At 67.7% G+C, this 15,307-nt stretch carries 12 protein-coding genes; 1 reads left to right on the top strand and 11 read right to left on the bottom strand.

Features of this window, described 5'->3' with window-relative positions:
* Positions 1-119 precede the first annotated feature (119 nt).
* The 3 genes from QP166_RS11500 to QP166_RS11490 are packed head-to-tail and all read right to left on the bottom strand — an operon-like array spanning position 120 to position 1,746.
* Positions 120-548: a cytidine deaminase gene (locus QP166_RS11500; RefSeq protein WP_333917328.1), complete on the bottom strand. Its 429-nt coding sequence runs from the start codon at positions 546-548 to the stop codon at positions 120-122.
* A 9-nt stretch (positions 549-557) separates the two neighbouring features.
* The gene (locus QP166_RS11495; RefSeq protein ID WP_333916020.1) at positions 558-1,232 is read right to left on the bottom strand and encodes a glycoside hydrolase family 25 protein; all 675 of its coding nucleotides are present in this window, start codon (positions 1,230-1,232) and stop codon (positions 558-560) included.
* Positions 1,233-1,263: 31 nt separating this feature from the next.
* Positions 1,264-1,746: a UPF0262 family protein gene (locus tag QP166_RS11490; protein ID WP_333917327.1), complete on the bottom strand. Its 483-nt coding sequence runs from the start codon at positions 1,744-1,746 to the stop codon at positions 1,264-1,266.
* A gap of 84 nt (positions 1,747-1,830) precedes the next feature.
* Between QP166_RS11490 and QP166_RS11485 the strand changes: the two genes are divergently transcribed.
* Positions 1,831-3,318 carry a replicative DNA helicase gene (locus tag QP166_RS11485; protein WP_333916019.1) on the top strand — a complete coding sequence of 496 codons (1,488 nt, stop codon included), beginning with the start codon at positions 1,831-1,833 and terminating at the stop codon, positions 3,316-3,318.
* Between the two features lie 45 nt (positions 3,319-3,363).
* Here the strand turns inward: QP166_RS11485 and QP166_RS11480 are convergent, their stop codons facing one another.
* The 8 genes from QP166_RS11480 to QP166_RS11445 form a co-directional block, all read right to left on the bottom strand.
* Complete coding sequence (locus QP166_RS11480; protein ID WP_333916018.1) at positions 3,364-4,698, bottom strand: DUF4403 family protein; 1,335 nt, start codon at positions 4,696-4,698, stop codon at positions 3,364-3,366.
* A gap of 237 nt (positions 4,699-4,935) precedes the next feature.
* Positions 4,936-5,949, bottom strand: a complete 1,014-nt coding sequence (locus QP166_RS11475; protein ID WP_333916017.1) for an inorganic phosphate transporter — start codon at positions 5,947-5,949, stop codon at positions 4,936-4,938.
* An 18-nt stretch (positions 5,950-5,967) separates the two neighbouring features.
* Positions 5,968-6,612: a DUF47 domain-containing protein gene (locus QP166_RS11470; protein ID WP_333916016.1), complete on the bottom strand. Its 645-nt coding sequence runs from the start codon at positions 6,610-6,612 to the stop codon at positions 5,968-5,970.
* 185 nt (positions 6,613-6,797) lie between these two features.
* Complete coding sequence (gene treY / locus QP166_RS11465) at positions 6,798-9,101, bottom strand: malto-oligosyltrehalose synthase (protein WP_333916015.1); 2,304 nt, start codon at positions 9,099-9,101, stop codon at positions 6,798-6,800.
* A complete protein-coding gene (gene malQ / locus QP166_RS11460; protein ID WP_333916014.1) occupies positions 9,098-10,960 on the bottom strand; it encodes a 4-alpha-glucanotransferase in 1,863 nt (620 codons plus the stop codon). The genes treY and malQ overlap by 4 nt, the downstream gene beginning before the upstream one ends.
* Before the next feature lie 148 nt (positions 10,961-11,108).
* Positions 11,109-12,812: a malto-oligosyltrehalose trehalohydrolase gene (treZ, locus tag QP166_RS11455; protein ID WP_333916013.1), complete on the bottom strand. Its 1,704-nt coding sequence runs from the start codon at positions 12,810-12,812 to the stop codon at positions 11,109-11,111.
* Positions 12,794-14,890 carry a glycogen debranching protein GlgX gene (gene glgX, locus QP166_RS11450; protein WP_333916012.1) on the bottom strand — a complete coding sequence of 699 codons (2,097 nt, stop codon included), beginning with the start codon at positions 14,888-14,890 and terminating at the stop codon, positions 12,794-12,796. Before glgX ends, treZ begins: the two co-directional genes overlap by 19 nt.
* A 72-nt stretch (positions 14,891-14,962) precedes the next feature.
* Positions 14,963-15,298, bottom strand: a complete 336-nt coding sequence (locus tag QP166_RS11445; protein ID WP_333916011.1) for a DUF2934 domain-containing protein — start codon at positions 15,296-15,298, stop codon at positions 14,963-14,965.
* Positions 15,299-15,307 lie beyond the last annotated feature (9 nt).

The raw sequence follows: 15,307 nt of genomic DNA, 5'->3' as shown, positions 1-15,307 counted from the left end.
ACAACCATCCGATCCGTTCGCACTGAGCTTGTCGAAGTGCGTGTTGCAGGCGCTGCGCTTCTCTCACGTGCTTCGACAGGCTCAGCACGAACGGGGGGGCGAGTGTCCTGCGGTTCGCGTCACGAAATCCCCAGATCCCCCGGCCCGAACGCATCGGGCAAAAGTTCGCTCAGCCGATAGCTCGCCACCGCCTCGCCCTCCGCGCCCGCGCAATGCACCGCCACATCGCGCCCGCCGAGCTGCGCCGCCTCGTTGAGCACCTGCCGACACCGCCCGCAAGGCCGCACCGGCTGATCGCCGCGCGCGCGCCCCTCGGCATCCATCGCACCACCGATCACGCCCACCGCGACCACCTCGCGCAGCCGACCCTGCGCGGCGACGGTCGCGATCGCCACCGTCTCCGCGCACAGCGACAGGCCGTAGCTGGCATTCTCGACATTCGCCCCGGTCACCACGCTGCCGTCGGTCAGCAACACCGCCGCCCCGACCGCGAAGCGCGAGTAAGGCGCGTGCGCATGGCGCGCCGCATCGCGGGCGGCGGCGATCAGCCGGGGGCGTCACTCATTCTCGAAGGCTCCTTCTGTCGCGACATCCCAATTGACCGGCCCGTCGACCCCGTCGACGCCGCGCATGTCACTGGCGCGCCACATCGACCACGGCCGCGTGCCATAGCCCGGCTTCAGGAAATTGCCCATCGCCCACCATTTGCGGTTGAGCGCCTCGGTCAGCCGGTAATCGTCCTCGACCCGGCCGGCGATGCGCAGCACCACCGGCTTGCCCATATGCGCCTCGATCCGCTCGATCATCGCCCGCACCCCGGCGATCAGCGCGGCGCGCTCGGGCCGGTCGGGGCAGGTCGGGTCGTAATCGAACGCGATCGCGGCCGGCAGTGCCTTCAGGTCGCGCGGCACGACGGTGTTGAACACGTCGCCCTGCACGCGCGGCGACTGGCAGAAGGAGAAGACGTGCACCGCGCCGCGCGTCAGCCCGACCTTCGCCATCGCATCCCAGTTCGCCTGGAAGTTGCGGTCGCGCGTCGTGGCACCGACCGTCGCCACCGCGTAGCCGAAGCGCGCTCCTGACGCACCCTTGAGCACCGGCCACACGATCGTGCCCGTATTTTCGGACACGTCGACGCCCTGCAGCGGATATTTCTCGATCCCCGGCGCCCAGCGCACCGCGAGCCGCCACCCCGCCACACCGGCCAGCGCCAACGCGGCCAGAACCAGCACGAGCCGTCCCAAACCCCACATAATCAGTAACTCAAGCCTTGATGTGCAGGACGCAGATCAGCGTGAACAGCCGCCGCGCCGTGTCGAAATCGATATGGATCTTGCCGTCCAGCCGCTCGCGGAGCAGCTCGGCCGCCTCATTGTGTATCCCCCGCCGCGCCATGTCGACCGTCTCGATTTGCGCGGGTGTCGATTGGCGGATCGCCTGGAAGTAGCTGTCGCAAATCGCAAAATAGTCGCGGATCGGTCGCCGGAATCGCGCCAGACCCAGCACCAGCGTCTCCAGAGGCGTCCCGTCCTCGCGCGCGATATGAATCGCCAGCCGCCCTTCCTCGACGCCCAGCTTGACGCGATACGGTCCCGCATAACCGTCGGCATTTTCGCGTTGCGGCGCGAAATGATTGTCCTCGATCAGGTCGAAGATCGCGATCCGCCGTTCCTGCTCGATATCCGCCGAGCGCCACAGGATCGTGCGCTCGTCGAGTTCGATGTCGATGATCCGCGGATCGGCCATCCGTGTGCCGTTAAAGCCGAAGTCGCGCCGCGACAACGTCGATCCCGGTTATGCGAGGCGCCACGATCGACTATAGCCGGGGAAATGGCGACTCTGGCATTCCCGCAACCGGCTTCGGCCGAACCCGTCCATCTGCCCCGCAACGTCGAGGCGGAGGCCGCGATGCTCGGCGCGATGATGATCGACAACCGGCTGGCCGACGACATCGTCGACCGGCTCGAGCCGATGCACTTCTACGAGCCGGTGCACGGGCGCATCTTCGCCGCGATCAAGTCACTTCGATCACAGGACATGCTCGCCACGCCCGTCACGCTGCGGCCGATGTTCGAGGCTGACGAGGGGATGAAGGAGCTGGGCGGGGTCGCCTATCTCGCCACCCTGACCGGGTCGGGCGCGGGGCTGATCGGCGCGCGACAGTTCGCGACGCAGATTTATGATCTCGCGATGCTGCGCACGCTCGTCTCGGTCGGGCATTCGATGGTCGACCGCGCGATGGACACCAGCGAGGAGGTAAATCCGCGCGCGCAGATCGAGGCCGCGGAAGAAGAGCTGTACCGCGTCGCCGCCGACGGCGGAGCCGAGAACAGCGTCAAGAGCTTCGCGCAAGCCAGTACGATGGCGGTCAAGATGGCCGAGAAGGCGCTGAATTGGGGCGGCAACCTCAGCGGCGTCACCACCGGGCTCGACTCGATCAATTCGAAGATCGGCGGTATGCACCATTCGGACTTGATGATCCTTGCCGGCCGTCCCGGTATGGGCAAGACGTCGCTGGCCACCAACATCGCCTTCAACGCTGCGCAACGCTGGATGCGCGACATGCGCGACGGCATTCCGCCGTCCAAGTCGGTCGGCGCGAAAGTCGCGTTCTTCAGCCTCGAAATGAGCGCCGACCAGCTCGCGACGCGTATCCTCGCCGAACAGTCGCGGATCAGTTCCGAGGCGCTGCGCATGGGCAAGATCAGCAAGGCCGAGTTCGAGCAGCTCGCGGCAGCCGCGGCGGAACTGGAGAACTTGCCCTTCTTCATCGACGACACCGGCGGCCTGACGATCGCCTCGCTGCACACCCGCGTCCGGCGGCTCCAGCGGCGACACAATAACGAGATCGGGCTGGTGGTGGTCGACTATCTCCAGCTGCTGACCGGGTCGGGCAAGGGCGATGGCAACCGCGTGCAGGAAATTTCGGAGATTTCGCGTGGGCTCAAGACCTTGGCCAAGGACATGAACGTTCCCGTCTTGGCGCTGTCGCAGCTCAGCCGCGCGGTCGAAAGCCGCGAGGACAAGCGCCCGATGCTCTCGGATCTGCGCGAATCGGGGTCGATCGAGCAGGACGCCGACATGGTGTGGTTCGTGTTCCGCGAGGATTATTACACCGCGCAGCGCGAGCCCAAGCGCCCGATGGAAGGCGACGAGGCCAAGGTGTTCGAGGATCACGCGCGCTGGGCCGCCGACATGGAGCGCGTCTATGGCTTGGCCGAGTTGATCGTCGCCAAGCAGCGCCACGGCGCGACGGGCAAGGTGGTGCTCAAGTTCGACCCGACGATCACCCGCTTCTCGGATTACGCTGGCTTCTGAGCGCCGTCGTTCGTCAGCGCTCGGCGCCGCCGATCGCGGCGCGGATCAGCGTGGCCGATAGGCGATCCGCGCCGCGCCCTCCGCACGCACCGGCAGGAACAGCCCGGCGCCGGTCACCTGCAACCGGCCGGTTGTCACGCGCGCCACATCGGTCGACAGGAAGAAGTCGCCCTCCTGTCGCGCACCGATCGCCGCCTGCGCCTTGGCAAGCACCTGCTTATAATCCGGCGCGAAGTCGTGCTGCAACGCCACCGCTACCGCCTGCTGGACCTGCGTGGCGTCGAGTAGGCTGACGATCAGGTCGACCGCATCCGAATCGGTGTCGGCGGCGAGTTGCACATCGCGCGCGCGCACCAGCTGCGAGTTTTCCTCGTTATAGGGTTGGGCCGTCAGCCACGCCTCGCCGCTGGTCGCCGGGAAGCGGCGGTCGCGCGGCACGACGCGCGCGGTCACGCCCACCGCCAGTCGATTGTTGGCGGTTGCGTAGACGGTGACCTTTCCGAAATCGACGTCGACCGGCCCGACGGCGGTCAGCGAGATGCCCTTCGCCGCCAGCTTGCGCAACGTGCGCTGCACCACCGGCTCAAGCTGCGCGTAATCGGCCAGCACCGGGATGAAGAAGCGTAGGCCCGGCTGACCGGCGATCCGCGACGGTCGTGGCAGCGGGGTCGGCGTCGGGTCGTCCGGACGTTTGCCGACGAAGGTCTGCGTCAATGCCTCGGCTGCCAGCGTCAACTGCAGCTCGCGCCCGGTGATCCGATAGCCGCCGACACCAAGAGTTCGCGGAGCGACGCGCATCCACGCCGGCGGATTGCGCTTGCTGAGTTCGATGACCGTAAAGCCATGTTGCCACGCGCCCGCGAGCTGCCCGCGCAGGTCGAGCTTCGCCACTTCGCCGGGCAAGTCGCGTTCCAGCTTCTCAACCACGCGTTTCAGCTTCTGGTCGGCGCGGCTGGTGAAGGTGATCCGCTGCCCGGCGATCTCGATCCCTGGCGGCTCGCGCCAGCCATAAGCGAGATCGAGCGTCGCACGTGGTTGCCAGTCGCCGACGATCGCCAGCTTGCCGGTCGCGTGCACCATCGCACGCGCGGTGACGGTCTCGCCCAACACCCCGCCGATATCGCGGACATGGATCACGGCGGAGACCGGCATGGTGATGTCCAGCCGCTCGCCACGCCCCGCCACGCGGATCGTGCCGCGGGTGACCTGCCCGACCAGTCGGCACCCAAGATCGGGCGTCACCTTAACCTTGCCGATGCCGAGGTCGACGCGCTTGCCCTTGACGCACTTGTCGCGATGTTCGTCGATCGTCCACAGCACCTTGGGCGTGCGCTTGTCGAGCCCGCGTTCCAATTGGTCGAGCCGCGCGGTGACGGGCACGACGATCGTCGACGTCTGGTCGGGGAACGGCGCGATCGCGCTTTCGACGCGCGGCGGGGCGGGGAGGGTTCATGCCGCGCACATCCAGCGGCGAGCAGCACGAAAATAAGCAACACGCGCCGCACGCCGGTCTCCGTCACCTGATCGACGTTACCAATCCGTAACGGCCGGTTTCGATCCGCCTTGCCATCCGTCATTGCCTCGCTGCGCTCGCAACGACGGTGACGTTTTGGGGTTTTAGAACAATAACGTGGTCGAATACACCAGCGCGCCGACCACCGCCGACGCCGGGATCGTGATCACCCACGCCACCACCACGTTCTTCGCCACGCCCCAGCGCACCGCCGTCGCCCGGCGCGAGACGCCCGCGCCGATGATCGATCCGGTGATCGTATGCGTGGTCGACACGGGGATGCCGAGCGTCGAGGCGCTGAACACCACGATCGAACCGGCCAGCGACGCGCTGAACCCCTGATGCTGCGACAACCGCGTGATCCGCGAGCCCATCGTCTCGATGATCCGCCACCCGCCGGTCATCGTGCCGAGCGCGATCGCGATATAGCAGCTGATCGCCACCCAGTGCGGCACCTCGAACGGCCCGCTCAGATAGCCGGTCGAATAGAGCAGGACGGTGATGATCCCCATCGTCTTCTGCGCGTCGTTGAGCCCGTGGCTCAGCGAATAGGCCGCCGAGGACGCGAGATGCAGCGCGCGGAAGCTGCGCTCCGCCTGCGGCGCGGTCGACCGGCGCAACGCCCAGCTCGACAGCAGCATCACCAGCATCGCGAGGAACATGCCGATCACCGGTGACAGCACGATCGCCAGCAGCGTCTTGTTGAGCCCGGCCCATTTCACCCCGGTGATCCCGGCGTGCGCGACGCCTGCACCGACCAGCCCGCCGACCAGCGCGTGGCTGCTCGACGACGGAATGCCCTTCAGCCAGGTGATAACGTTCCACGTCATCGCCCCGCCCAGCGCACCGAAGATTACCGCGGGGGTGATGACATCCTTGTCGATCAAGCCCTTGCCGATCGTCTCCGCCACCGCGTGGAGGCTGGGGAACGCAAGTGTCAGGAAATAGGCGGCGAAGTTGAAGAAGGCGGCGAACGCCACCGCCTTGACCGGCGACAGCAGCCGCGTGGCGACCACCGTCGCGATCGAATTGGCGGCGTCGTGGAGCCCGTTCAGGTAATCGAACGCCAGCGCGACCAGGATGAGGCCGACCAGCAAGGGAAAGGCTAGTTCGTGCATGGGTGCGTCGACCGGGCGTCAGGCGTGGTCGATGACGATGCCGTCGATCTCGTCGGCGACATCCTCGAACGCATCGAGGATCCGCTCCAGATGCTTGTAGATCTCCCGCTCGACGACGAAGCGCAGCGTGTCGCTCTTGCCATATTGCTCCAGCGAGCGGCGCAGCCCGGCGGCGTGGCAATCGTCGGCGCGGCCTTCCAGCCGGATCAACTGCTCGGTTAGTTCGTGCAGGCGCGGGCCGTTGCGGCTGACGTCGCGCAGCAGCGGCATCGCCTCGACCGCCAGCCCGGCGGCATCGACCGCCACCTGCGCCATCTCGCGCATCTCGGGTGCGAATTCGGTCAGCCCGTACAGGTCGATCGCGGACGCGGCGGCGTACATTTCGTCGATCGTATCGTCGAGCGCGCCGATCAATGCGGTGATCGCACCGCGATCGAACGGCGTCAAAAACGTCGCGCGAACGCTTTTCAGCACGTCGCGGGTGATTTCGTCGGCCTCATTTTCGCGCTTGTTGATTTCGACGAGCAACGCGGGACGATCCGGCCCGCCGTCCAGCAAGTGCGCCGTGGCGCGCGCGGCGGCCAGGCCGATGGCGGCATGTCCTTCGAATTGTTCGAAGAAATTGCCGGTCTTCGGCAACAGTCGCTGGAACCAGGCGAACATCAAACTCCATCCCGAACAAATCTAGAGAATAGCTGCGCCGTTCCGGACACGATCGTACCGGATGGCCGAGCTGGGCCGTGCACGTCATGTAAGACAATTGCGTGACTCAGGAGCCGCGGCGGGCGCATTCCGTCTCCCGTGCCGTCCGTCATCGCCCCCGATCGGGACGACGTCCGGATACCGGCTCAGCCGCGTTCGTACCAGATCGCCGCGCTGCCGAACAGCGTCCCGGCGTCGGTGCGATGACCTGATCCGAAGGTGACGTGCATGTCCGCACCCGGACGCTGGCCATGGAGTGCGACGGCGACGCGCAAAACGCGCCCGTCGTGCCGCCGCTCGAACGCCAGCACCGGCCCCGCGCGAGCCCCTTCGACCTGCGCGGGGATGTAATCTCCCTCGGTGAACAGCGGCGGATCGTCGCGACGCAGCCGCAGCAGGTCGGCGATCAGCCGCAGCTTGGCCGGAGGATCGCCCGCCAGCGCCACGCGCCGCGCCGCGTAGTCAACCGGCCGGCGATTGTGGGGATCGACGAGGCTGAGGTCGGCGAACTCGGTCCCCTGATACAGATCCGGCACTCCCGGAACGGTGTAGCGAAGCAGCACCTGCGCCAGCGCGTTATCCTGCGCGGTCGCATCGAGCATCGCGACCGTCTTGGCGATCAGCGCCAGCGCCTCAGCGTCGCCCGGCAACGCCTCGACCAGCGCCGCCGCTGCCGCCTCATAGCTTTCGTCCGGTGCTTCCCACGAGGAACGCAGCTTGGCCTCGCGCAGCGCCTTCTGCTGCCAGGCGGTCACGCGCTCCACGAAGTCCGGGGTCGCTCCATCCTCGGGCCACGCGCCGACTAAAGTCTGGAACAGCATATAGCGGTCAGCATCGTCGACCCCACCGTCATCGCGCTCCAGCCATGCCAGCGCCGCGTCGCGCCATTCGTCGGGATGCGCGCTGATCGCCGCGAGCCGCGCACGCGTATCCTCACCGCGCTTGTGGTCGTGCGTGGCGGTGGTTAGCATCGCCTGTGGAACATCGCGCGCGCGCGCCTGCATCAGCGCGTGGAAGTCGGCGGTCGACATGCCCATGCGCTCAGCATCGAAGCCGACGTCGTTGCGCGACAGCAGGCGGCCATAGCGATAGAAGCCGGTATCCTCGACCGCTTTGGCCGCGATCGGCGCGGAGAGTTGCTGGAAGCGTCGCACCGCATCGGCCGCCTCAACCGGACCATCGCCCGCGAGCCACGCCAGCACCAAGTCGACGACATGAACCTCACCCGGCGGTATCAACTCGGCGACCCGCGCACGCGCCTCGGTGCGGATCGCGGCGTCGCTGGCGGGCGCATCGGGGCCATAGGTGCGATAGACCGGGAACACCCACAGCAACCGCTCGATCGCGCGGCGTAGCATCGCAGCGGTCACGCCCTCCGGCGCGACTGCATGGAAGGCGGCGACGCACGCGTGGAGCTGCCCGCTGAACTGCCACGACAGCAGGTCCTGCCGCGCCTGGAATTCCTCTGGCTCGAACGACGCGCTGCGCCCGCTGATTTCCTCCCACAAGGCGCCGAGCGGCTCGGCACCGGCGGGATTGTGGAGCAGGCTCGCGACCTGTTCCATGAAGTCATAGCCGCTCGTGCCATCGACGCCCCAGCCGAGCGGTTGCGGTTCGTCAGTGGCAAGGATCTTCTCGATCACGATCCACGCGTCGTCGCCGAGCCGCGCACGCAGCGCCCGGCAATAGCCGATCGGGTCGGTCAGCCCGTCGACGTGATCGACGCGCACGCCGTCGATCAAGCCTTCGTCGTGCAGCCGGAAATAAAGCGCGTGGGTCTTCTCGAACACCGCCGGGTCCTCGATCCGTGCTCCCGCCAGCTCGTTGATCGAGAAGAACCGCCGCCAGTTCAGCTCGTCGTTCGCGACGCGCCAATAGGCGAGCCGATAATATTGGCGCGCGAGCAGCTCGGCGAGCGGCAGCGCCTCGGCGTCGTCCTGATCCGCGTCACGCACCGGGAAACGATGCTCGCCATAAGCGACGATCGACCAGCGCCCATCATGCCGCTCCAGCGTCAGGTCGCCGTTTGCCAGCGCATCGGACAAGGGCGCGCCGAGCACCGGCAGCACGACGCGCTCGCGCCAGTCGATGTCGAACACCGCAGCGTGTTCGCTGTCCGGCCCGCGCGCGAGCACATCCTGCCACCAGGCATTGCTGTCGGCCGCGACGCCCATGTGGTTGGGCACGATGTCGATGATGATGCCCATCCCGCGCGCGCGCAGCGCGGAGATCAGCGACCGGAACGCGTCTTCTCCACCCAGCTCGGGACTGATCGTCGTCGGGTCGACCACGTCATAGCCGTGCGTCGATCCCGGCGCGGCGGTGGTCACCGGCGAGGCATAGACGTGGCTGATGCCGAGATCGTCGAGATACGGCACCAGCGCCTCGGCATCGGCGAAGGTGAAATCCTTGTGGAACTGGAAGCGATAGGTGGCGCGGGGTGTCGTCATGCGTGTCTCTCCGCGTTGAGCAGGGCGATGCGGCGCGCGACGTCGCGGCGCGCCAGCAGGTTGGGGGTGGGCGCGTCCATCCGCCGCCGCCAATTGGGATGTTCGTCGATCGTGCCGGGCAGATTGGGCTGTTCCTCAAGCCCGAGCAGATCCTCGAGCGGCACGATCGCCAGCGGGCAGGGCGCGCTGGCGACATGCGCGATCATCGCATCGATCGGCGGCGCGGCGGGTGGATCGCCGGGCTTGTCCATCGCCTTCCACAAGGCGGCGCGCTCGGTGGCGCGGCGGTCGCGATCCGCACCACTGCGCCCAAGCTTCTCCGCCCAGTCGATATCGCGCTCCTTCCACCAGCCGGCGAGCGTCGGCGTGTCGTGCGTGCCGGTCATCGCCACCGCCGCCTCGTCCCATTCGGCCGGCGGCACGAACCCGCCCTCCGCATCACGCTCGAACGGCAGTACGCGCATCCCGAGCATACACCGCGTCGCCAGCGTATCGCGGAAGCCGGCGGGCACGGTGCCGAGATCCTCGGCGATCACCACCGCGTCGGCGCGATGCGCCTCGATCGCGACGATCCGCCGCAGATGGTCGCCCGGCATCCGCAGATAGGCCCCCTGGCTCGCGTCTGCGCCGGCCGGAATGACCCACAGGCGTTCCAGCCCCAGCGCATGGTCGATCCGTATCCCGCCGGCATGTGCGAGCGCGACACGCAGCGTCTCGATGAAGGCGCGGAAGCCGGTGCGCTGCATCGCGAACGGGTCGAGCGCGGTGATCCCCCAATTCTGCCCGTCCGGCCCCAGCGGATCGGGCGGCGCGCCGACCGTCAGCCCGGTCAGCAATTCGTCACGCGCGCTCCACGCATGGCTACCCCCGGCGTCCATCCCGACCGCGAGATCGGCGACGATACCGGTGCTCATTCGCTCGCGCGCGGTACGCTGCGCGGTCGCCAGCCCGAGATCGACGAGCCATTGCAGGAAAGCGTAGAAGGCGATGTCGCGCTCATGCTCGGCAGCGAAGCGGATCACGGCCTCGCCGTTCGGATCGTGATAGGCCGCGGGCCAGTCCTGCCAGCCATGCCCGCCCAGCGTCGCATGCAGCGCATCGAACCGCGCATGCGCCTCCAATGCCGCACCGCGCTGCCGGCGATAGGCCCGCGCCGCCGACAAGGCGCCTTCGCTGGCCAGATCGAAGGACGTGCGCAACTGCGCGATCCGCTCGCGCGCCGCCTGCGGCCAGTCGATCAACGTCGTGGCGCGGGCGGGGGGCAGCGGCACACCGATCAGCGACGGGTCGGCGAGCAGCACGTTGTGGAACAGCCGCGTCGACGGCGAATAGGGGCTGAAGCGCGTCGGGTCGGCGGGGAACAGCGCATGGGTCGGGCTGATCGCCAGCGCTTGCGCGCCGATCCGCCCGAACGACGCGGCGGCCTCGACCAGCGCGCCCGCATCGCCGAAGGCGCTGTCGGTGCTCGCGCGCAGGCTCGGCACCTGCACCGCTACGCCCCAACCGCGCTTCGGCAATGCGCAGCGTCGCGGGGCGACTGCCAGCGTATAGTCGCGCCCGCCCGCGATCAGCCGATGATAGCCGACGCGCTCGACCGGCGGCAGCGTGCCATCAGCAGCGATCGTCAAGGCAAGCCGCTTGCCGTCATCGAGCAGCAACTCGGCGTCGCCGGTCACCCCGTCCGGCAACGCAATCGCGCGACCGGCATCGGCGGAGAGGAACGGCACCTCGGGCGGAGTGGTGTTGAGGCACGCGAGGATCGCCTCCAACACCTCGTCAGCGAGGCGCTGCGGACGGCCGTCGGCATTCTCCCAATCGCGTGAGAGGCCGAAGGCGGAGGCGCGTTCGGACAGCGTCATGGGAAGGAACTGTCATGAAGAGGTGGCAGCCTTTCACCAGGCAACCGCCCCGGCGAACGCCGGGGTCCAGTCACGCAACCCCCATGAAAGATCGCCAACGTCCCCCAACTTAAACCCGGCGTCCGCGGGGGTGACGAGAACAGGAGAGTCACGCTTCGATCCACGCGACGAACCGCTCGCCCTCGACGAACAACGGGTCCGCGCCACCCGGCAGCGTCGCAGGCTCGTCCGCCAGATCGATCGCCACCCCCAGCGTCGTCCCGTCACCCAGCCGCCAGCGCGCGACCACCGCCGCCTCGCCCAGCACCTGCGCCCCGACCGACACCGCGCCGACGAGATGCGGCACGATCCGCTCGCGCCGCAACGTCAGCAATTCCCGATAGAACGACCGCCACTCGTCCGCCTCCGGTCCCGGCTGCGGCACTGACGCGTCGAACGTCGTTCGGGCGTTGGGATCCGGAATACGCGCCCGAGCGTCCGGATCGGCAAAGGCGTCGAACTTGGCGAATTCCTTGCGCCGCCCCTCGCGCACCGCATCTGCCAGCTCGTCATGGAAATCGGTGAAGAACAGGAACGGTGTTTCGCTTCCATCCTCTTCGCCCATGAACAACAGCGGCACCTGCGGGCACAGCAGCAGCAACGCAGTCGCGGCGCGCAGCCTGGCCTTGTCGGTCAGTGCGATCAGCCGCTCGCCCATCGCGCGGTTTCCGACCTGATCGTGGTTCTGGAGGAACGACACGAACCGCGTCGGCGCGAGATGCGCGCTCGCGCTCCCACGCGGCGTGCCGTCGTGGTTGGCCGAACCTTCGCCCTGGTAGATGAACCCCTCCGCCAGACAGCGCGCCAGCCGCTCGGCCGGGCGATCCGCGAAGTCGGCGTAATAGGCACTCGTCTCGCCGGTCAGCAAGACATGCATGACGTTGTGGAAGTCGTCGTTCCATTGCGCATCGAACCCGCCGTCGCGCAGCCGCGCGGCGTCATTCTCTTCGTTCTCCAGCATCAGATGGACGTGACGGTTCGGCAGCGAGGCGCGGATCTCCGCCGCCATCGCGTCGAGGAACGCCGGATCGCCGATCGCATGCACCGCGTCGAAGCGTAGCCCGTCGATGCGATAGTCGCGCAGCCACATCAACGCATTGTCGACGAAGAAGCGCGAAACCGGCGCCCGCGCGACCGCCACTGCGCCGCCCCACGGCGTATGGACCTCGGCATCGAAGAAGTGTGCGGCATAGGCGCCGAGGTAATTCCCGTCCGGTCCGAAGTGATTGTAGACGACGTCGAGGAACACGCTGACGCCCAGCCCGTGCGCGGTATCGACCAGCCGCCGCAGCTCGGCGGGTGAGCCATAATCCTCCTGCACCGAATAGGGCAGCACGCCGTCATAGCCCCAGCCGCGCGTGCCGCCGAACGCACCGACCGGCATCAGCTCGATCGCGGTGATGCCCGCCGCGGCGATCACCGGCAGCCGCTCGATCACCCCGGCAAAGCCGCCGAGCGTCCCGGCGTGACATTCGAGGATCACCATCTCGTGCCACGCGCGGCCACGCCATTCGGGATGCTGCCAGTCGTAGGTGGTGTCCGGGACCACGCTCCAGCCGTGGACCCCGCCCGCCTGCAACCGTGCCGCCGGATCGGGCGCCACCTGCTCGCCGATTCGGAAGCGATAGCGCGTCCCCGGTCCCTCGGCGCGGTCGAGCGCGTACCAGCCGTCCGCGCCACGCTCCATCGCCAACGCCTCGCCGCCGTCGATTTCCACCGTCACACCCTCGGCATCGGGCGCCCACAGCTGGAAGCGTGTCCCGCCGCCAGCGATCGGCTCCGGGCCCCAGCGCGTCACGGTGCGCTGGTCCACGTCACCAGCACCGCGCCCTGCGGCGCGACCTCGTAGCTGTTGTCGATCTCGACCTCACCCTGCTCGGGCCTGGCGCTGTCGATCAGCACGATCCGCTTCACCTCTGGCGGGGGCAGGGTGAACGTCACCGGATCGCCCGAGGCGTTGAGCAGCAACGACACCGCCTCGATCGCGCCATCCTCGGTCCGCGCCGCCCGCCGCATCATCAGGGCACGGCCGTCGGGGTTCTGCCAGTCCTCGGGCGACAATTGCTCGCCACGCTCGTCCCACCATTCGATATCGTTGATGCCGCCCTCGGCGGTTTCCTGCCCGTAGAGGAAGGTCGGGCTGCGCAGCACCACGAACCGCCGCCTGAGTTCGGCGAGCCGTCCGGTAAAGTCGATCTGCGCCTGCCCCTCGGGCGTGTTCGCCGCCTTCCAATCGAGCCAGCTGATCTCGTTATCCTGGCAATAAGCGTTGTTGTTGCCCTGCTGCGTCCGTCCGAATTCGTCGCCTGCGACCAGCATCGGCGTCCCCAGCGAGGTCATCAGCGTCGTCAGCATCGACCGCATCACGCGCCCGCGCGCGTCGTTGATCGCCGGATCGTCGGTCGGTCCCTCGACGCCCCAGTTGCACGAGGCGTTGTGCGAATGGCCGTCGCGATTGTCCTCGCCATTGGCCTCGTTGTGCCGCTCCTCGTACATGACGGTGTCGGCGAGCGTGAAGCCGTCATGCGCCGCCAGCAGGTTGACGCTCGCCCACGGCCGCCGCGCACGCCGATCGAACAGGTCGCCCGATCCCGCCAGCCGTGCCGCCAGATCGGGGCGCTTGCCCGGCTCGCCGCGCCAATATTCGCGCACCGTGTCGCGATACTTGTCGTTCCACTCCGCGAAGCCCGGTGGGAAATTGCCGAGCTGATAGCCACCTGGCCCGACGTCCCACGGCTCGGTGATGAGCTTGAGCCGGCCCAGCACCGGATCTTGCCGCAACACGTCGAAGAAAGCCGAACCCGGATCGAACCCAGTCTCCTCTCGCCCGAGCGTCAGCCCGAGATCGAAGCGGAAGCCGTCGATCCCGAAGCTCGTCGCCCAGTAACGCAGGCTGTCCGCGACCATCTGGATCACGCGCGCCTTGCTCATGTTCAGCGTATTGCCGGTGCCGGTGTCGTTGATCGTGTAACGCGGATTGTCCTTGACCAGCCGATAGTAACTGGCGTTGTCGAGCCCGCGCCACGACAGCGTCGGGCCCTTCTCGCTGCCCTCGCAGGTGTGATTGTAGACGACGTCGAGGATCACCTCGATCCCGGCCTTGTGCAGTCGGTGGACCGCGCGTCGTAGCTCGTCCTGATGCTCGGTCGCCATATAGCTCTGCTCGGGGGCGAAGAAGCTGAGCGTGTTGTAACCCCAGTAATTGCGCAGCCCCTTCTCCTGCAGGAAGCGATCCTGCGTGAAGGTGTGGATCGGCAACAGCTCGATCGCGGTCACGCCGGTGCGTTGCAGGTGCTTGATGACCGCCGGATGCCCCAGCGCGGCATAGGTGCCGCGCTCGCGCGCCGGGACCAGCTCCATCAACTTGGTCAGTCCCTTGACGTGCGCTTCATAGATCACCGTCTCCGACCACGGCGTGTTCGGCCGCCGGTCGCGCGACCAGTCCCAGTGATCGTCGACCACCACCGACTTCGGCATCGCCGGCGCGCTGTCGCGCTTGTCGAACGACAGATCCTCCTTGCGGTGCCCGATGCGATAACCGTGCAGCGCGTCGGTCCATTTGATCTGACCCTGGATGCGGCGCGCATAGGGATCGAGCAGCAATTTGTTGGGGTTGAAGCGATGGCCGTCCTCGGGCGCATAGCGGCCATGCGCGCGCAGGCCATAGACCAGCCCCGGCCCGACGTCGGGCAGGTAGCCGTGCCAGACCTCGTCGGTGCATTCGGTCAACGGCAACCGCTGCAGCTCGCGCTTGCCTGCGCTGTCGAAGAGGCACAGCTCGATCGCGTCGGCGTTGGCGGAGAAGACCGCGAAATTGACGCCCTCGCCATCGAACGTGGCGCCAAGCGGATAGGGCGATCCCGGCAAGAGCCGGTCCGGCAAGTCGTGCAACGATGTGCTCCCGTCAGGAGGAAAAGGGGACGATAGGTCCGGGTGGCGCGTCGGAGCGCGCCGCGCCGCGCGTCAGGTGGTACGCTTGCGCCGCGTCGCCGGCTTCTTCGCCGCCGTCGGCTTGGTGGCCGGGGTGGCCGCCGGTTTTTCCGCCTCGCTCACGGGTTGCTCGGGCGCGCTGAACGGAGCGGCACCGGCGGCCGGCTCGTCGGCGACCGTCGCGCCCTGCGGATCACTGGCCTGCGGATCACCGGCCTGCGGATCGGGCTCGTCCGCGACCGGACCTTCGCCTGCGAAGGCGCGCTCCGCCTCGTCCCAATGCGCCTGGTCGCGGCCGTGCGGCTCGCCTTCTTGCTGCCAGAGCCGATAGGCGTGTTCGCTGATGCGTGCGTGACGATCGTCGGCCATGCGCTTTTC

It is taken from the genome of Sphingomonas sp. LR60, assembly GCF_036855935.1.
Taxonomy (GTDB): Bacteria; Pseudomonadota; Alphaproteobacteria; order Sphingomonadales; family Sphingomonadaceae; genus Sphingomonas.
This window is presented reverse-complemented; position numbering and strand designations above follow the sequence as displayed.